Origin of the sequence: Lysinibacillus sp. RS11 (assembly GCF_042019215.1) — a bacterium.
GTDB lineage: Bacteria > Bacillota > Bacilli > Bacillales_A > Planococcaceae > Lysinibacillus > Lysinibacillus xylanilyticus_A.
Map to the genome: position 1 here is coordinate 3111010 of NZ_CP168124.1, position 16639 is coordinate 3127648.

Here is a 16639-nt window from a genome sequence, read left to right on the forward strand (position 1 = left end):
CTATCCTCCTATCAATATGTAAAAAGCCAAAACCACTTGTGGTTTTGGCTTAATGAGCGATTACTTAGTTTCACGGTGAAGAGTGTATTTCTTCTCGCGAGAGCAATATTTTTTAAGTTCAAGACGCTCTGGATTGTTACGCTTGTTCTTTTTAGAAATGTAGTTACGTTCGCCGCAATCTGTGCAAGCTAAAGTAATGTTTACGCGCATCATTAACCCTCCCACTCTATATCAAGAATTTAAATTTTGAGCATGATTTATACGACTTACCTATTATAACACAAACTAAAAAAAAATCCACCTTCATTTCATATTAAGTTTGCTTATGGTAAAATACCTTATAATTACATAACTTAATGAGGTGAAACTTTTGGATTTATCCATCATACTTATGATTGTTGGAATTCTTCTAATCATCGTGTCGTTCTTTTTCAAAAATAACGCGAAAAAAGTCGAACAAGATGTAGAAGAGCTTTCCATCTCTATTTTTCAAGAAACAAATAATTTAAAACGTCGTCTAAAAATTGTTGAGGAGGAGCTGTTATTAGAGCCTGAATTCCAGGTTAAATCAAATTCAGTCCAAAATAACATGCCAGATCCAAAGGTGCAACAAGTGATACAGGCCGTACAACAAGCCGCTCAAGCATCAAAAGCTGGACAAGGAGCACCACAAACAAAAAATATTCATCAAATTATCGTTAGTCAGGTGCTTGAATTAAATAAGCAAGGTCTTTCGGTAGCCGATATAAGTATTCGCTCAAATTTATCAGAAGAGCAAGTGCAACAAGTGATTGCAAATGGAGGTCGGTAATACATGAATAATTCCTCTATTCGTGCATTTGGCATTGCACTTTTTCTTGTAGGAGCAATACTTGCTTTAGCAACTCGTTTCGATCTTCAAATTGGTCTACCAACTAAAGCTTCCTCAGGCGAGGAAAATGTAGAGGAGCTGCAAAAAAAGCTCGAACAGGCAAATAAAGAAATTGCATTGTTAAAGGAACAAGTAAAGCAAGCTCCAAAGGAAAACACTCAGAAGACAGATGCACCTGAAACAAAAGCTAAAGACAATCATGAATCAGCAGACGCCCCGGCAACCAACGTTACCACTATGACACTTCAAATTTACAGCGGCATTACACCATATATTGTGGCGCAAAAGCTTGAAGATGGTGACATTATTGCCAATAGTGTTGAAATGGAACTGATACTTGCAAACCCTAAATATGCTCGAAGCTTACAAATTGGTTCCTACGAAGTCAATTCTTCAATGTCTTTAGAGGAAATTGCAAAATTGATTACAGGGAAAAAGTGATAACATGATCTCTTAGTGAAAGAGAGCTTAAATATTACTATTCTTCATAATAAATGGCTGTCATCCAAAAATCACAACTCCTGATTTTTGATGACAGCCTATTTTGTTTAGTTTATGAAATTTGTTCTAAGAAGGCTTGCATCATCTTGCTGCCCTCTTTCGTTCCAATGGATTCTGGATGAAATTGTAGCCCAAAAAGTGGATAATATTTATGTCGAATCGCCATAATTTCACCATCATCACTGGAGGTTGCTAAAATAGTGAAATCCTCATGTAACGTGCTTTGCTCAATGATGAGAGAATGATAGCGCATTACTTCGATTTTACCGTCTAACTGAGCAAATAAATCTGTTTTTTTATATTGAATTGTAGATAATTTCCCATGCATAATATGGTTAGCTTGAACGATGCTGCTGCCAAAAGCCTGCCCTATCGATTGGTGCCCAAGACAAATGCCCAAAATTGGAAATTTCGTGTAAAGCTCTTTGACAACATCCACTGTTATCCCTGCATCAGTTGGCGTACCTGGGCCAGGCGATAAAATAATAGCTTCTGGTTGCATTTTTTTAATTTCCTCTATTGAAATTTCATCATTACGTACTACTTCTACGTCTTTCCCTAGCATACTTATTTGCTGAAATAAATTATATGTGAATGAATCATAGTTATCGATCAGTAAAATCATTTTTTCACCTCCAATAACGCGCGAGCTTTATTGAGTGTTTCCTCATATTCAGACCATGGCACAGAATCATACACAATACCAGCCCCTGCCTGAACATGTGCACGATGATCCTTAATAACCATGGTACGAATGGCTAGAGCTAAATCCATATCCCCTGTAGTGGAAATATAGCCTACTGCTCCTGCATAGACACCACGTTTTACGGGTTCTAGCTCATTGATTAGCTGCATAGCACGAATTTTTGGTGCACCTGATACTGTACCTGCAGGCAAGCAGGCTCTGAGGACATCCAAAACATGTACATCATCACGTAATTCACCGATAACCTCTGATACAATATGCATAACATGTTTATAACGCTCAATATTCATATATTTTACAAGCTTCACTGTACCGACTTTTGCAATTCGTCCAAGATCATTACGACCTAAATCCACTAACATCCGATGTTCAGCAATTTCTTTTTCATCATTGAGTAAACCTTCCGCAATCGCTTTATCCTGTTCCACTGTTTTGCCTCTAGGCTTTGTTCCTGCGATTGGATTTGTCGTGACCATTCGCTCCTTCACCTTCACAAGACTTTCAGGAGACGTTCCTAAAATGATATACGTTCCAAAATCCATATAGAACATATATGGTGACGGATTTGATGTACGCAACTGACGGTATAAATCAAAAGGATTCCCTGTAAATGGTGAGGTGAAACGTTGTGATAAGACAATTTGGAAAATGTCACCCTTACGAATATACTGTTTAGCGCGGTCAACCATTGCTACAAAATCTTCTTTTTCAATCATCGGCTTGAAATTGAGCTCTCCCAGTGACATGGCGTCGAATGTTTTACCAGCATAAAGCTGTTCCTCCATCTTAGAAATAACCACTTCCATTGCGTCAAGAGAGCGCTCTTCATCAAATAAATCAATGGCCGCTAACGTCACATCTTGCTTTACATGATCAAAAACAACAAATGTATCATAGAAGAAGACATGAACATCTGGCATTTCTAAATCATCCTGCAAAAATTCTCCTATTTTCTCTGCATAAAAGGCCGTTTCGTATCCAAAGAAACCAATCGCTCCTCCAAAAAAGGCGAAAGGATATTGGTCCTCATGGAATGGCATAACCTGCTTTAATTTAGTGAGTACATTTTCACTCGCTTTTTCACTTTCTCCATCTTTGGTAAAAGTATATCCACCCTTATCTCCCATCAATTCCGCAACTGGATTGACGGCAATAAATGAATAACGTCCACTTTCTTCATGTTTGGCAGACGATTCAAAAAGCATCTTATGTTTCCCTTCAAGCGATTGATAGACGGAAATTGGCGTCATCATATCACCCTGTAATACCTTCATAGCAAACTTTCTAAGCTCAACTGTCATTCTCTTCTCTCCTTCTCTATGCTCTGCTCTACTACACCAAATCTTTATTCTATAGGGTAGAAACATTACTATTGAATAAAGAAATAAAAAAATAAAAAGACCTTCCCATCACAAAAGGACGGAAAAGCCGTGGTGCCACCTTCATTGGTCTTAATCAATTATGCCCGGTATAATTGCGTCCGCAATCGGCTTTGTGCTGAGGCCTGCAAATGTTTTTTGTGCGAAAGCGTAGTGCTAACGTAGCGGCAGCAACAAATGTTTTTTGTGCGAAAGCGTAGCGGCAGCGGCAACACAGCACTGATGCAGGCCAGTTAGCCGTTATCGCATGGATGCGATGATTTTAGACTAACATCCTTTATTAACTACTGTCCGATTATGTGACATCCACCAGAGGCATAAACTTCTTTCATCAGATGTTTAAACATCCACTAAAAAAAGCTAAAAGACCCACTTTGTACCTTATAACGTAGGCAAACGCTAATCCATACTCTTTTTCAGGATTAGAGCTCCGAAGTCCATTCACCATTCATTTGTACTAGTTTCCACCTGCCACTAGCTCTCTATAACAAAAAATAATAGCTACTACTCTTCATCTAAGCTGATTACTATTTTCATTGTAAAATAAATAAATTAACAATTCAAATTTTTTTTACTATGAAGCCATTCATCTTCAGCCGGAGCTGCTAGCTCAATATTTAGTTCCTCAAATATTTGACGAATAGCAAATAATATATCCTGTTTCGTACTTAACATCACTGCAGTATCATTTGTCGCCACATAAAAACGCACAAGAATACGATAAGAGGTTGGATAAAATTCATCTATAAATACATGGATCAACTCTTTTTCTGTAGCTGTATGCAAATATATTTCCTTTTGAATAGCACTTAAAGCACTCCGTAATTTTTCTTCTTTATTTTCAGCAGCTACGAATAAAAATTGTTCACATTTTCGTTTTTCTCGTCTAGATAAATTATAGATTGGCCGATTGACTAAATAGGAGTTCGGGACATAAACAAGTCCTTTATCACCCGTTTGAATTAAGGTACTTCGAAGATTAATATCTTCAATAGTTCCATCAATTTTTTGATCTTCTGTCGCTATCCAGTCGCCAATCTGAAACGGATTATCTAATGCAACTGACATCCCACCAAAAACATGTGCTAAAGTATCACGTATACCAAAGGCGATGGCTACTCCCGTTAAGCCAATCCCTGTTAAAAAGCCATTCAAGTTAAAATTCCAGAAAGAAGCAATCGTAAACATCGCCGCTATCATAATAAGCACTTTTCCTACGCGTAGAAAAAACGGTAATAGGACGTTTGGTTCTTCTTCACTATTCAACTGCAAAGGCTGTTTTGTATAAAAATGTAAAACATCATATACACCTTTAAAGGCAAAGAAAACAATAATGGACAATACAAAATTCTTTGTCACTGCATTTGTAAATAAATTTTCTTCTAATAATATGGTTAAGCTGAGTACAATGACAGCTGACATAAATGCATAGCGAATCTCTTTATTAAATTGTTCTAGCACTATTGCCTGAAACTCTCGCTGACGATTTCTTAAAAATGCAACAAGACGATTAATAATTTTCTTTATAACAAGTTGCTGAAAAAGCCAACCAACGACGCAAATAGCAACTGCAATAATAACGTCCATCCACGTTGGTGCTGAAATATTTGGTAGTAACCATTTCAATGAATCCATGTTTTTCTCCTTTAACTACTATGTATACTCACAGAAAAGGAGCCGATCAACAATGATGATCAACTCCTTTTTTATTGAATAGCATCATCCGCAAAAAAAGCCTTGTTGGCAAACCAAAACTGCTGTTCATTAAATTTTTGTTCATGCATGGCAATCACCAAAAATTCAGCATAATACTTACGCTTCATCTCATCAAGTATGGTTTTCGCTTGCTTTCCAACGAGATGCTGACCATCAATAGGAGTTCCTTCTGTAAAAATGATAATATCCGCTTCTGTACAATGTTGATTTTCTTGTAGCAAGCCTTTTACAAAATGAAGCACGGGCAGAATTGCTGCTTCTCCCTTTGCTTTGTATTCAATAAAATCCTTAAAATCACATAAATTTAAATGACCGTTTTCAAATCGATAATGTACATGAATTTGACAGTCATATGGAACGATATATAAATCTCGCCCTTCACGGTGCGCAATCATGAAAAATGGTAAAATCATACTTTTGCAAAGATCCGAATATGCTGCCATACCCGTAGTTTGTTCAAGACATATAATGATTGGACCTAGTTCTTTTTTGTATTCATCAAACGGAACATACAGGATATTTCCTTTTTTAGTTATTTGATACTTTAGCTTTTGTCGTCTAGCTATCTGCCACTTTCGCTCATAATACAAACGCTGCTCTTTTCCGTTGATCAATCGTTCAGCTTGCTCAATAGCTGGTATGTTTTCACACATTTCACGCATGATATCTTCCAATTCAAGTGCAAATGCTGCCATGTTTCGCAATGTTTCACTCTTGTAAAAATAATCAATAAAGATACGTTGTTCCTTGTCATTTAATTCTTCAAGATGTAAGTGATCATAGAGAAAACGTAAAAAGTCATGTTGTTCTGACGTGAGTGCCAGAGCAAATTTCTCTATAAGTGATTCTACAGCGTCTTTCACGAAGCAACACCTCCAAAGCACGTTTTTTTGGATAATGTCTATAGTATAACCAAAATTTTTTTTTGACAATACAATTATGCCTGTAGTATTTGACGCTATTTTCATCAACAATGTTGCTGTTATCCTATACCTTTACATCATCATGACAGTAAAAAAGAGAAGAGCTTGTCAACGGCTCTTCTCCTACTAATTATTCAATTCGTAATGTTTGCCTTTGATTAAGTAGAATAAGTGTTCAGCAATATTTGTTGCATGGTCAGCTGAGCGTTCTAAATAGCGGCAAACAAATGTTAAGTGTGTTATTTGAGAAATATGTGCTGGATTTTCAGCACCTGCACGAAGCAATAGCGTTACTGTCGCTCCATATAAATCATCGACGTAATCATCTAGTTCTGCAATTTCCTTGGCACGAGCCGTATCTTCATCCGTAAAGGCTTTTAAAATACTTTCTAACATTTCTATCGTCTTGTTACACATCGTTTGCAAATTTGTTATAGGAAAGACAAGTGGTTCTTTTCCAATACGAATCGTCTCTTTGGCAATATTAACCGCATAGTCCCCTACTCTTTCCATATCCGATGCCGCTTTGACAAGCACCATGAGACGACGTAAATCTGTAGCTACAGGTTGCTGCTTAGCGATTATTAAAATAACATGATCATTGATTTCTTCTTCAAGACGATTAATGATTAAGTCGTCTTCAAGAATCTTTAAGGATTTCTCTAAATCCTGCTCTACTAATGCTTCAAATGCCAATTTAAGAGCATTGATACTACTAGTAGCAATGTCGATAAATTGCGCTTGAACTTCTTTTAATTCCTGTTCAAAACGTTCACGTACAACCATCTTCTGCTCCTCCTTAGCCGAATCGACCTGAAATATAATCTTCAGTACGTTGATCCGCTGGTGTTTGGAAGATAACGTCTGTTTTATCGTATTCAACAACCTCTCCGCTTAGGAAAAATGCTGTACGGTCGGAAATTCGTGCTGCTTGTTGCATATTATGTGTCACGATAATAATTGAATAATCTTTTTTCAGCTCTTGTACAAGCTCCTCGACTTTTAATGTAGAAATTGGATCAAGTGCGGATGTTGGCTCATCCATTAAAATAACATCTGGTTCAATCGCTAAACAACGCGCGATACAAATACGTTGTTGCTGACCACCTGATAAACCGTATGCATTTTGATTTAAGCGATCCTTTACTTCATCCCAAATGGCTGCACCGCGTAAAGATTTTTCAACAATTTCATCAAGAATCTTCTTATTTTTTATGCCATGGATACGTGGACCATAAGCAATATTATCGTAAATAGACTTCGGGAATGGATTTGGCTTCTGGAATACCATCCCTACACGAGTACGTAATTCCTCAACAGTATAGCTTTTATCTAAAATATTGCGCTCACGATATATTATTTCTCCTGATGTTCGAACACTTGGTACAAGCTCTACCATTCGATTTAACGTTTTTAAATAGGTAGATTTCCCACAGCCAGAAGGGCCAATTATAGCTGTTACTTCATTTTCATAGATGCTTAAATTAATATCTTTTAAACCATGATGATCGCCATACCATAAATTTAAATTACGTGTATCATATACAACTTTTTTAGCAACATCAGCTGAAGGCTTTGTCGCCATATGATTCGTTTTGACAACTGATTTTTCCTGTTTAAAATCTAGTACCATAAGGTCACCTCATTAATAACGTTTTTGGAATTTATTTCGAATAAAGATGGCAATAGAGTTCATCAGTAAAAGTACTGTCATAAGTACTAAAATACCGGCTGCCGCTACATGTTGAAATTCCTCTTGCGGGCGTTTTGCCCAATCATATATTTGCATTGGTAAAGCAGTGAATTGGCTTAATAAACCATTAGGTAAAAACTGTAAAATAACTGGAATCCCAATCACAACAAGTGGTGCCGTTTCACCAATTGCACGAGACAAGGCTAATATACTCCCCGTTAAAATCCCTGGAATGGCCGCTGGTAACACCACATGCACAATCGTTTGCCATTTCGTCGCGCCCATACCATAAGAAGCTTCTCGTTGTTCATTCGGTACTGCACGAATTGCCTCCTGTGCCGCAACGATAATAACTGGCAAAATTAATAAACTCATTGTTAAGCCAGCTGCTAAAACACTTTTTCCTAGTCCCATCATTCGAACGAAAATTGTTAACCCCAGTAAACCAAAAACAATGGAAGGCACACCTGCTAAGTTAGAAATATTCAAACGAATAAAGTCATTTAGTTTATTTTTCTTCGCATATTCCTCTAAATAAATTGCTGTTCCTACACCTAAAATAATGGACACTGGTGCAACAACTGCCATCAGCCAAAGTGAACCTACTAGAGCCGCTTTTATGCCCGCTTTATCTGCAAAACGCGAAGCAAAATTTGTTAAAAAATCGATTGTTAAATAGTCGACACCCTGCGTCACAATACGATAAAGCAAAACAGCTAGTGTCACTAATGCAAAGGTCGTTGCTAGGAAAAATAAAGCTTTCCAAATTTTATTGAATGTAATACGCTTTGTCATTCTTTTCATGACGACCGTGTCATCAATATAGCGCATGCTAGTAAACCTCCCTGAAGCGTTTCGAAATATATTGAGCGAGTAAATTCATCACTAAAGTAAAGATAAATAATGTGAAGCCAACTGAATAAATAGAATAATAAATTGTTGTACCATAACCAGCATCGCCTGTTGCAACTTGTACAATATACGCAGTCATCGTTTGAATCGAGTCTGTCACATTTAAATCAAGTTTAGGTGTAGCGCCTCCTGCCAATGATACGATCATCGTTTCTCCTATTGCCCGGGAAATGGCGAGAACAACTGAAGCGACAATGCCCGATAAAGCGGCTGGTAATACTACTTTTATAGCAACCTCAAACTTTGTTGCACCAAGAGCTAGAGCTCCTTCACGCATACTATTTGGAACAGATGACATAGCATCCTCGGAAAGTGACGTAATCATCGGTAAAATCATAATACCAACAACAATACCTGGACTAAGTGCATTAAAAAGTTTTAGTTCTGGAATAATTTGCTGTAACAACGGTGTTACGAACGTTAATGCAAAGAAGCCATAAACGATTGTTGGTACACCTGCTAATATCTCTAATATAGGCTTAACAATACGTCTTACTTTTTCGCTTGCATACTCACTTAAATATATTGCTGAAGCAATCCCAAATGGTACTGCAACGACAACAGCAATTAAGGTAACTTTCAATGTTCCCGCAATTAATGGTAAAATCCCGAACAATGGTTCATTTCCTGAAAATGGTAACCATTCTGTACCAAATAGGAAATCCGTAATCGGAACACGTTTGAAAAATTCAAACGTTTCAAAAATAAGGGTGAAAACAATGCCAAATGTCGTCAAGATAGAGATAAGAGCTGCAGAAAATAATAGAGCTGGCATTGCTTTTTCCACTATTTTCTTTGATTTATGATTGCGCGAATTTGCAATTAATTGCTGCACAGATGTTGTCTTGTTTTCTTTTTGAGAAACCATTGGGTACTCCTTTCAAATAAGTGAGGGAAAGAGCATACATCTCTTCCCCTCTATGCATGTCTACTTATTTTAAGCCTTCTAAAGTTTTTAAAGCTTCTGTATATTTTTCTTCAGGTAGACTGACATAACCAACTGCTTCTGCCATATCTCCCGCGTGTTCAAGTGTGAATTTGACGAAATCATATGCGGCTGCGTTATCTTTCATCGCACTATTTTTCACATATGTGTATAATTCGCGTGAAAGTGGCGAATATTCACCAGCTTCGATTGTTTCATTTGTTGGCTCAACACCATTTACTTTCACAACGCTTAATTTATCTTTATTTTCTAGGTAGTAAGCATAGCCGAAGAAGCCGATTGCATTTTTGTCACCTGCTACACCTTGAACTAGCATATTATCATCCTCTGATAATGTTGCTGATTTTGCTAGATCCGCACCGTCTAAAATCACTTCATCAAAGTAATCGTACGTGCCTGAGTCAGTACCTGGTGAGTAATACACGATTTTTTCATCTGGCCAAGATGGATCGATATCAGACCATTTTTTCTCTTTACCATCCTCAACCCAAATTTTCTTTAATTGTTCGACTGTTAAATCCTTCGCCCAATCGTTTTCAGGATTCACGACTACGGATAAGCCATCATATGCTATAGGAAGCTGTGTAAAATCAATTCCTGCTTCATCTAGTTTTGCTTTCTCTTCATCTTTTACTGGACGAGATGCATTAGAAAAGTCTGTCTCACCTGCGATGAATTTTTCAAAACCACCACCAGTACCAGAAACACCTACCGATACTTTGACATCTGGTTGAGTTCCTGCATACTCTTCAACAACTGCTTCAATAATTGGTGCTACTGTTGATGAACCATCTCCAGCTACAGCTCCTTGCAGTTTTTCGTCAGCAGCGTCTTGTCCTGAGCTCGCTGGTGCGTTTGTTTCTGCATTGTTACCATTTTGCGCTGAGTCGCTTCCGCATGCACCAAGCATTAATGCTGAACCCATTACCGCTGTCATCGTTAAGTACTTCCACTTTTTCATCTCATTTGCCTCCGTCACTAACATTTTTATAGTTATTTGTCTTACAACCTTTACTATAATGACTGATTGTTGAAGTCGTATAAACGGTTCGTAAAAGAGACGTAAAGGAATGTAATGCTTTGTAAACGATTGTAAAGATGAATTTACAATTGCAATCAATTTTCGCCTTGGCGTAATTGCCTCTGACGCTTTGCTTTCGCACAGAAAACATTTGTTGCTGTCGCTGCGTTTGCACTGCGCTTTCGCACAGAAAACATTTGCTGCTGTCGCTGCGTTTGCACTACGCTTTCGCACAGAAAACATTTGTTGCTGTCGCTGCCTTTGCACTACGCTTTCGCACAGAAAACATTTGCTGCTGTCGCTGCGTTTGCACTACGCTTTCGCACAGAAAACATTTGCTGCTGTCGCTGCGTTTGCACTGCGCTTTCGCACAGAAGACATTTGCTGCTGTCGCTGCGTTTGCACTGCGCTTTCGCACAGAAGACATTTGTTGCTGTCGCTGCGTTTGCACTACGCTTTCGCACAGAAGACATTTGCTGCTGTCGCTGCCTTTGCACTACGCTTTCGCACAGAAAACATTTGCTGCTGTCGCTGCCTTTGCACTGCGCTTTCGCACAGAAAACATTTGTTGCTGTCGCTGCGTTTGCACTGCGCTTTCGCACAGAAAACATTTGCTGCTGTCGCTGCGTTTGCACTACGCTTTCGCACAGAAAACATTTGTTGCTGTCGCTGCCTTTGCACTACGCTTTCGCACAGAAAACATTTGCTGCTGTCGCTGCGTTTGCACTACGCTTTCGCACAGAAAACATTTGCTGCTGTCGCTGCGTTTGCACTGCGCTTTCGCACAGAAGACATTTGCTGCTGTCGCTGCGTTTGCACTGCGCTTTCGCACAGAAGACATTTGTTGCTGTCGCTGCGTTTGCACTACGCTTTCGCACAGAAGACATTTGCTGCTGTCGCTGCCTTTGCACTACGCTTTCGCACAGAAAACATTTGCTGCTGTCGCTGCCTTTGCACTGCGCTTTCGCACAGAAAACATTTGTTGCTGTCGCTGCGTTTGCACTGCGCTTTCGCACAGAAAACATTTGCTGCTGTCGCTGCGTTTGCACTGCGCTTTCGCACAGAAGACATTTGCTGCTGTCGCTGCCTTTGCACTACGCTTTCGCACAGAAAACATTTGCTGCTGTCGCTGCCTTTGCACTGCGCTTTCGCACAGAAGACATTTGCTGCTGTCGCTGCGTTTACACTACGCTTTCGCACAGAAAACATTTGTTGCATGAATAAACTTGCTTCCTATTGGAAAGATGCTATAATAAGCAATTGTGTCAGGAAATATTCTAAGAGGAGTTTGACTTTGTGATTAAGCATGCAAAAGTACAAAATGCCGATTACTTTAAAACGTATTTAACACTTGTTATGGATCATCGGGAATTTACTCTGCAGGAAGCCATTGATTTTATGGTAGAGTCTTATTTCTGTAATAATATAGAGCTATATGGAGAAAAACCGAAGCAACAATTTGAAATTGCTATTCAACAATTATCTGTATAATAAGTCTTCTATTATATAGAAATACAAAAAACACGGTATGAAATTGATTTCATACCGTGTTTTTTGTTCTCGGGTATTCTCTGAAACTGTAAAAAAACCGCTAGGCATTTTCATGCACTAGCGGTTTCTATTATTTTTGCTCATCTTCACCAATTTTTTCTTTTGTGATTGCTGGTAAAATTGGTTGTTTTACATTACTCTCTGTTACTTTCTCAGTTTCATATTTTGCTTTTAACTCAAAATATTTATCGACAGAACGTCTAGCGATAACGTTATTATTTGTCAAATGCCCACGTGTTGTTGTTGCCCATGGAATGACAACAGCATAGGCAATTTCAGGATTTTCATAAGGAGCAAAACCAACATGTGTAAGAGTAAGTGCTTCCGTACCATAATACTCTTTTAACGGTCCGAAATACACTACCTCAGCTGTTCCTGTTTTCCCTGCCGCTGTATATGGAGCATTTGCAAATTCATGTCGTGCAGTACCTTTTGAACCTGTATAAACTCGACGCAATCCTCGTTTCACATAGTCGATTTCTTCCGGTGTATTATCAATTTGATTTAAAACAGTTGGACCTATTTCAGTTACTAATTGTCCTAACTGTTGCCCATCTTTTGATGGCTCACGCACCTCTTTGACAACATGTGGCTGAATGCGATAGCCACCATTGGCGATTGTTGAGATATACTGTGCCAATTGTAATGGTGTATACGTATCATATTGTCCAATCGCTAAGTCAAGTACTTTCCCCCCATAAGTTGGACCAGATGGACCTTGCACGCCGCTAAATTCATTTGGTAAATCAATCCCTGTATTTACACCTAACCCGAATTGTGCATAAGAATTACGCATTTTTGGGAATGTATCGTCCTTTAGACGTAATGGCATCTTGTAGCTATACGGTGTCCCATTAATTAGCAAAGCTGTTTTAAACATATAAACATTTGAAGATCGCTCAAGTGCGCTTAAACCATCCATTGAAATATAACCACCATGATTAAAAATGGATTGTTTCACTGGCGTATTTAATAAATGGATTGGTTCATCTCCTAGTACAGTGTTTGGTGTTATGGCTCCTAATTGATAACCAGTTAGTAAGGTTGCTGCTTTAACTGCAGAACCTGACTCATAAGCTGTGGTAAAGGTACCATACGAAAAATCGACGACTTCATTTTTCCCTGTTTCAGGATTTTTTTCAATCTTCTTACCAGTCATTGATAAAACATCGCCTGTATTTGGGTTCATCATGACTAAAAAGGCACGATCTAATAATTGTGAGCCAGAACGTGCTTTTAATTTAAGCAACTCTTCTTCGACAATTTTTTCTGTTTCAGCCTGTAATTCACTATCCAGTGTTAAAACTAAATCCTTACCAGGCTCACCTTCATATGTCGTAACGGTGTCAACTACTTGCCCTTTTTTATTCGTAATATTTTTTACAACCGCTTTTTGTCCTTGTAGTAATTCTTCATATTGCGCTTCAATATAACTTTCGCCAACACGATCATTTCGTGAATAATCACGAGCTAAATAATAATTCAGGTTTTCCTTTGGAATACCTTTTGTTGGTACGGTTGTGCGCCCTAAAATACCGAGTGATGATAATTTCACACGCTTCCAGTCTGTCGTTGTGTTGACACCTGGTAATTCAGATAATCGCTCAGAGACACGTGCAAATTCGTCGGCAGAAACATTTTCACTCTTAATAATTTGCGGTGATAAGTTATAGCCTGATACCATCTCTCGATAGATTGCTAATACTTCTAAATCAGCCTCTGTCAATTGCGTTATTTCTTCGTGTGTAATTCGTTCACGTACAAGCTTATCAATCTGTGCATTGGTTTCACTTGTCGTAATATTTTCTTGTGCTCCAATTTTCTTTTTCTCTGCCTCTGTTACCTTTGCATAGGCAGCATCATGATTTTTTAAAATCCAAAAATCCTGTTTATCACGTAAAGTGACACGGTTTGTTGGCTGTTCAATCAATTGTGCCAGCTTTTGAGCTATATCCAGCATTTCCTCCGTTGTTGTAGACTGCATTTTCGTATATGTAATCGCATTTTCTGGTTGGTTATCCACTAAAATACGTCCGTTACGATCATACATTCTTCCCCTTGGCACACTTGTATTGACAGGTACTTCTTCTGTACGCTCTAAAACACGTACATAGTCTTCCCCTTTTACGATTTGCATATAGCCAAGCCTGAAAATTAACATCGAAAATAAGATAAATATTGCAAAGAAAAGGACATTCATACGAAATGTTAAATTAGAGTGATGTTTTGCTTTAACACTCGTCGCGCGATTTTTCCCTGGTGCTTTGCGCATATGTATTCCCCTCCTCATCTAATTACATTTTAAATACACGATACTTAGTATACCATTCGAAGGTACGACAGGAAAGCATGCACTTGCGAATTCATGATTGAAAACACCATTTATTTGACGGCACTTTACGATAAAAAGTTTCTGTTTCTTATCAATAGCTCGAAAAAGATATGCTTCCCCATCGTTTTTGGGGTTCTATCTGTCGCTCTGACCTTTCTTTCCGTCGCTCTGTCGCGGCTATCCACGTTTTTGGCTGTTCTATCCACGACTTTGACGGTTCTATCCACGACTTTGTCTATTCTATCCGTCGCTTTGCCGGTTCTATCCTTCACTTTGACCTTTCTTTCCGTCGCTTTGGCCTTTCTTTCCGTCGATCTGACTTCTATCCGTCACTTCGCCTCTTCTTTCTGTCGCTTCGCCGGTTCTTTCCGTCACTTTGACCTTTCTTTCCGTCGCTCTGACTTCTATCCGTCACTTCGCCTCTTCTTTCCGTCGCTTTGCCGGTTCTATCCGTCACTTTGACCTTTCTTTCCGTCACTCTGATTTCCATCCGTCGCTTCGGCTCTTCTTTCCGTCGCTTTGACGGTTCTATCCGTCACTTTGACCTTTCTTTCCATCGCTCTGACTTCTATCCGTCACTTCGCCTCTTCTTTCCGTCGCTTCGCCGGTTCTATCCGTCACTTTGACCTTTCTTTCCATCGCTCTGACTTCTATCCGTCACTTCGCCTCTTCTTTCCGTCGCTTCGGCTCTTCTTTCCGTCACTTTGACCTTTCTTTCCGTCACTTTGCCGCGGCTATCCACGTTTTTGGCTGTTCTATCCACGACTTTGACGGTTCTATCCACGACTTTGTCTATTCTATCCGTCACTTCGCCTCTTCTTTCCGTCACTTTGCCGGTTCTATCCGTCGCTTTGACCTTTCTTTCCGTCTCTTTGCTGGTTCTATCCGTCGCTTTGACTTCTATCCGTCACTTCGGCTCTTCTTTCCGTCACTTTGGCCTTTCTTTCCTTCGATCTGACTTCTATCCGTCACTTCGCCTCTTCTTTCCGTCGCTTTGCCGGTTCTATCCGTCACTTTGACCTTTCTTTCCGTCGCTCTGATTTCCATCCATCACTTCGCCTCTTCTTTCCGTCGCTTCGGCCTTTCTTTCCGTCGCTCTGACTTCTATCCGTCACTTCGGCTCTTCTTTCCGTCGCTTTGGCCTTTCTTTCCTTCGATCTGACTTCTATCCGTCACTTCGCCTCTTCTTTCCGTCGCTCTGACTTCTATCCGTCGCTTCGGCTCTTCTTTCCGTCGCTTTGACGGTTCTATCCGTCACTTTGACCTTTCTTTCCGTCGCTCTGGCTTCTTTCCGTCGCTTTGCCGGTTCTATCCGTCACTTTGCCTCTTCTTTCCGTCGCTTCGCCGGTTCTATCCGTCACTTTGACCTTTCTTTCCGTCGCTTTGGCCTTTCTTTCCGTCGATCTGACTTCTATCCGTCACTTCGCCTCTTCTTTCTGTCGCTTCGCCGGTTCTTTCCGTCACTTTGACCTTTCTTTCCGTCGCTCTGACTTCTATCCGTCACTTCGCCTCTTCTTTCCGTCGCTTTGCCGGTTCTATCCGTCACTTTGACCTTTCTTTCCGTCACTCTGATTTCCATCCGTCGCTTCGGCTCTTCTTTCCGTCGCTTTGCCGGTTCTATCCGTCACTTTGACCTTTCTTTCCATCGCTCTGACTTCTATCCGTCACTTCGCCTCTTCTTTCCGTCGCTTCGCCGGTTCTATCCGTCACTTTGACCTTTCTTTCCATCGCTCTGACTTCTATCCGTCACTTCGCCTCTTCTTTCCGTCGCTTCGGCTCTTCTTTCCGTCACTTTGACCTTTCTTTCCATCGCTCTGACTTCTATCCGTCACTTCGCCTCTTCTTTCCGTCACTTTGACCTTTCTTTCCGTCACTTTGCCGCGGCTATCCACGTTTTTTGCTGTTCTATCCACGACTTTGACGCTTCTATCCACGACTTTGACTATTCTATCCGTCTCTTCGGAGGGTCTTATCCGTCACTTTTTCTACTACTCCTAAAAGAAAACAGTAAAAAAGGCTATGCCGAGGTGATTCATCACCTGACATAGCCTTTTTCGGCATAATTGCGTCCGGATAACGCTTGTGGTT

General features: G+C 39.6%; 26 protein-coding genes and 1 other annotated feature. Of the genes, 12 read left to right on the plus strand and 14 right to left on the minus strand.

Annotated elements, in window-relative coordinates; translation table 11 throughout:
• Positions 1 to 60 precede the first annotated feature (60 nt).
• Positions 61 to 210, minus strand: coding sequence for a 50S ribosomal protein L33 (gene rpmG / locus AB9L17_RS16030; RefSeq protein ID WP_008408521.1), 150 nt, complete (start codon positions 208 to 210; stop codon positions 61 to 63).
• Positions 211 to 370: 160 nt separating this feature from the next.
• Between rpmG and AB9L17_RS16035 the strand changes: the two genes are divergently transcribed.
• Complete coding sequence (locus tag AB9L17_RS16035; RefSeq protein WP_375199446.1) at positions 371 to 811, plus strand: hypothetical protein; 441 nt, start codon at positions 371 to 373, stop codon at positions 809 to 811.
• Between the two features lie 3 nt (positions 812 to 814).
• Positions 815 to 1312, plus strand: coding sequence for a hypothetical protein (locus AB9L17_RS16040; RefSeq protein WP_068983534.1), 498 nt, complete (start codon positions 815 to 817; stop codon positions 1310 to 1312).
• A gap of 112 nt (positions 1313 to 1424) precedes the next feature.
• Here the strand turns inward: AB9L17_RS16040 and AB9L17_RS16045 are convergent, their stop codons facing one another.
• The 12 genes from AB9L17_RS16045 to AB9L17_RS16100 all read right to left on the minus strand — a co-directional run bounded on the left by AB9L17_RS16045 (position 1425) and on the right by AB9L17_RS16100 (position 11886).
• The gene (locus tag AB9L17_RS16045; protein WP_068983535.1) at positions 1425 to 1997 is read right to left on the minus strand and encodes an anthranilate synthase component II; all 573 of its coding nucleotides are present in this window, start codon (positions 1995 to 1997) and stop codon (positions 1425 to 1427) included.
• Positions 1994 to 3379 (minus strand): anthranilate synthase component I, encoded by a 1386-nt coding sequence (gene trpE / locus AB9L17_RS16050; protein WP_375199447.1) that lies wholly within the window; start codon positions 3377 to 3379, stop codon positions 1994 to 1996. Before trpE ends, AB9L17_RS16045 begins: the two co-directional genes overlap by 4 nt.
• A 111-nt stretch (positions 3380 to 3490) precedes the next feature.
• Positions 3491 to 3984 (minus strand) — a binding site (T-box leader).
• Positions 3985 to 4009: 25 nt separating this feature from the next.
• On the minus strand, positions 4010 to 5092 hold the full coding sequence (locus AB9L17_RS16055) for a mechanosensitive ion channel family protein (protein WP_068983537.1): 1083 nt from the start codon (positions 5090 to 5092) through the stop codon (positions 4010 to 4012).
• Positions 5093 to 5163: 71 nt separating this feature from the next.
• Complete coding sequence (locus tag AB9L17_RS16060) at positions 5164 to 6036, minus strand: hypothetical protein (protein WP_068983538.1); 873 nt, start codon at positions 6034 to 6036, stop codon at positions 5164 to 5166.
• Between the two features lie 186 nt (positions 6037 to 6222).
• Positions 6223 to 6882: a phosphate signaling complex protein PhoU gene (gene phoU, locus AB9L17_RS16065; RefSeq protein ID WP_375199448.1), complete on the minus strand. Its 660-nt coding sequence runs from the start codon at positions 6880 to 6882 to the stop codon at positions 6223 to 6225.
• Positions 6883 to 6895: 13 nt separating this feature from the next.
• Positions 6896 to 7681, minus strand: a complete 786-nt coding sequence (pstB, locus tag AB9L17_RS16070) for a phosphate ABC transporter ATP-binding protein PstB (protein WP_068984056.1) — start codon at positions 7679 to 7681, stop codon at positions 6896 to 6898.
• 60 nt (positions 7682 to 7741) lie between these two features.
• Positions 7742 to 8620, minus strand: a complete 879-nt coding sequence (gene pstA / locus AB9L17_RS16075; RefSeq protein ID WP_068983540.1) for a phosphate ABC transporter permease PstA — start codon at positions 8618 to 8620, stop codon at positions 7742 to 7744.
• Between the two features lies 1 nt (position 8621).
• On the minus strand, positions 8622 to 9569 hold the full coding sequence (gene pstC, locus AB9L17_RS16080; protein ID WP_068983541.1) for a phosphate ABC transporter permease subunit PstC: 948 nt from the start codon (positions 9567 to 9569) through the stop codon (positions 8622 to 8624).
• A gap of 64 nt (positions 9570 to 9633) precedes the next feature.
• Complete coding sequence (locus AB9L17_RS16085) at positions 9634 to 10608, minus strand: PstS family phosphate ABC transporter substrate-binding protein (RefSeq protein ID WP_375200805.1); 975 nt, start codon at positions 10606 to 10608, stop codon at positions 9634 to 9636.
• A 326-nt stretch (positions 10609 to 10934) separates the two neighbouring features.
• Positions 10935 to 11303 (minus strand): hypothetical protein, encoded by a 369-nt coding sequence (locus AB9L17_RS16090; protein ID WP_375199449.1) that lies wholly within the window; start codon positions 11301 to 11303, stop codon positions 10935 to 10937.
• Complete coding sequence (locus AB9L17_RS16095) at positions 11303 to 11533, minus strand: hypothetical protein (RefSeq protein WP_375199450.1); 231 nt, start codon at positions 11531 to 11533, stop codon at positions 11303 to 11305. The genes AB9L17_RS16090 and AB9L17_RS16095 overlap by 1 nt, the downstream gene beginning before the upstream one ends.
• A complete protein-coding gene (locus AB9L17_RS16100) occupies positions 11533 to 11886 on the minus strand; it encodes a hypothetical protein (RefSeq protein ID WP_375199451.1) in 354 nt (117 codons plus the stop codon). Before AB9L17_RS16100 ends, AB9L17_RS16095 begins: the two co-directional genes overlap by 1 nt.
• A 78-nt stretch (positions 11887 to 11964) precedes the next feature.
• Here AB9L17_RS16100 and AB9L17_RS16105 point away from each other — a divergent pair, with 78 nt between their 5' ends.
• Complete coding sequence (locus AB9L17_RS16105) at positions 11965 to 12159, plus strand: hypothetical protein (protein WP_254660117.1); 195 nt, start codon at positions 11965 to 11967, stop codon at positions 12157 to 12159.
• Between the two features lie 130 nt (positions 12160 to 12289).
• Here the strand turns inward: AB9L17_RS16105 and AB9L17_RS16110 are convergent, their stop codons facing one another.
• The gene (locus tag AB9L17_RS16110) at positions 12290 to 14491 is read right to left on the minus strand and encodes a peptidoglycan D,D-transpeptidase FtsI family protein (protein WP_068983544.1); all 2202 of its coding nucleotides are present in this window, start codon (positions 14489 to 14491) and stop codon (positions 12290 to 12292) included.
• 170 nt (positions 14492 to 14661) lie between these two features.
• Between AB9L17_RS16110 and AB9L17_RS16115 the strand changes: the two genes are divergently transcribed.
• The 9 genes from AB9L17_RS16115 to AB9L17_RS16155 all read left to right on the plus strand — a co-directional run bounded on the left by AB9L17_RS16115 (position 14662) and on the right by AB9L17_RS16155 (position 16599).
• Positions 14662 to 14931, plus strand: coding sequence for a hypothetical protein (locus AB9L17_RS16115; RefSeq protein ID WP_375199452.1), 270 nt, complete (start codon positions 14662 to 14664; stop codon positions 14929 to 14931).
• On the plus strand, positions 14928 to 15074 hold the full coding sequence (locus tag AB9L17_RS16120) for a hypothetical protein (RefSeq protein WP_375199453.1): 147 nt from the start codon (positions 14928 to 14930) through the stop codon (positions 15072 to 15074). Before AB9L17_RS16115 ends, AB9L17_RS16120 begins: the two co-directional genes overlap by 4 nt.
• A complete protein-coding gene (locus AB9L17_RS16125; protein WP_375199454.1) occupies positions 15010 to 15177 on the plus strand; it encodes a hypothetical protein in 168 nt (55 codons plus the stop codon). Before AB9L17_RS16120 ends, AB9L17_RS16125 begins: the two co-directional genes overlap by 65 nt.
• Complete coding sequence (locus AB9L17_RS16130; protein WP_375199455.1) at positions 15174 to 15509, plus strand: hypothetical protein; 336 nt, start codon at positions 15174 to 15176, stop codon at positions 15507 to 15509. The genes AB9L17_RS16125 and AB9L17_RS16130 overlap by 4 nt, the downstream gene beginning before the upstream one ends.
• Complete coding sequence (locus AB9L17_RS16135; protein WP_375199456.1) at positions 15485 to 15652, plus strand: hypothetical protein; 168 nt, start codon at positions 15485 to 15487, stop codon at positions 15650 to 15652. Before AB9L17_RS16130 ends, AB9L17_RS16135 begins: the two co-directional genes overlap by 25 nt.
• A gap of 158 nt (positions 15653 to 15810) precedes the next feature.
• Positions 15811 to 16020: a hypothetical protein gene (locus AB9L17_RS16140; RefSeq protein WP_375199457.1), complete on the plus strand. Its 210-nt coding sequence runs from the start codon at positions 15811 to 15813 to the stop codon at positions 16018 to 16020.
• Positions 16017 to 16184, plus strand: coding sequence for a hypothetical protein (locus AB9L17_RS16145; protein WP_375199458.1), 168 nt, complete (start codon positions 16017 to 16019; stop codon positions 16182 to 16184). Before AB9L17_RS16140 ends, AB9L17_RS16145 begins: the two co-directional genes overlap by 4 nt.
• Positions 16181 to 16348, plus strand: coding sequence for a hypothetical protein (locus tag AB9L17_RS16150; protein ID WP_375199459.1), 168 nt, complete (start codon positions 16181 to 16183; stop codon positions 16346 to 16348). Before AB9L17_RS16145 ends, AB9L17_RS16150 begins: the two co-directional genes overlap by 4 nt.
• Positions 16345 to 16599, plus strand: coding sequence for a hypothetical protein (locus tag AB9L17_RS16155; RefSeq protein WP_375199460.1), 255 nt, complete (start codon positions 16345 to 16347; stop codon positions 16597 to 16599). Before AB9L17_RS16150 ends, AB9L17_RS16155 begins: the two co-directional genes overlap by 4 nt.
• Positions 16600 to 16639 lie beyond the last annotated feature (40 nt).

What these genes read in the sequence shown, in the direction of transcription:
- rpmG (WP_008408521.1), bottom strand. Translation starts at nt 210, where the DNA reads ATGCGCGTAAACATTACTTTAGCTTGCACAGATTGCGGCGAACGTAAC.
- AB9L17_RS16040 (WP_068983534.1), top strand. Translation starts at nt 815, where the DNA reads ATGAATAATTCCTCTATTCGTGCATTTGGCATTGCACTTTTTCTTGTA.
- AB9L17_RS16045 (WP_068983535.1), bottom strand. Translation starts at nt 1,997, where the DNA reads ATGATTTTACTGATCGATAACTATGATTCATTCACATATAATTTATTT.
- trpE (WP_375199447.1), bottom strand. Translation starts at nt 3,379, where the DNA reads ATGACAGTTGAGCTTAGAAAGTTTGCTATGAAGGTATTACAGGGTGAT.
- AB9L17_RS16055 (WP_068983537.1), bottom strand. Translation starts at nt 5,092, where the DNA reads ATGGATTCATTGAAATGGTTACTACCAAATATTTCAGCACCAACGTGG.
- phoU (WP_375199448.1), bottom strand. Translation starts at nt 6,882, where the DNA reads ATGGTTGTACGTGAACGTTTTGAACAGGAATTAAAAGAAGTTCAAGCG.
- pstB (WP_068984056.1), bottom strand. Translation starts at nt 7,681, where the DNA reads ATGGCGACAAAGCCTTCAGCTGATGTTGCTAAAAAAGTTGTATATGAT.
- pstA (WP_068983540.1), bottom strand. Translation starts at nt 8,620, where the DNA reads ATGCGCTATATTGATGACACGGTCGTCATGAAAAGAATGACAAAGCGT.
- pstC (WP_068983541.1), bottom strand. Translation starts at nt 9,569, where the DNA reads ATGGTTTCTCAAAAAGAAAACAAGACAACATCTGTGCAGCAATTAATT.
- AB9L17_RS16085 (WP_375200805.1), bottom strand. Translation starts at nt 10,608, where the DNA reads ATGAAAAAGTGGAAGTACTTAACGATGACAGCGGTAATGGGTTCAGCA.
- AB9L17_RS16100 (WP_375199451.1), bottom strand. Translation starts at nt 11,886, where the DNA reads ATGCAACAAATGTTTTCTGTGCGAAAGCGTAGTGTAAACGCAGCGACA.
- AB9L17_RS16110 (WP_068983544.1), bottom strand. Translation starts at nt 14,491, where the DNA reads ATGCGCAAAGCACCAGGGAAAAATCGCGCGACGAGTGTTAAAGCAAAA.
- AB9L17_RS16115 (WP_375199452.1), top strand. Translation starts at nt 14,662, where the DNA reads ATGCTTCCCCATCGTTTTTGGGGTTCTATCTGTCGCTCTGACCTTTCT.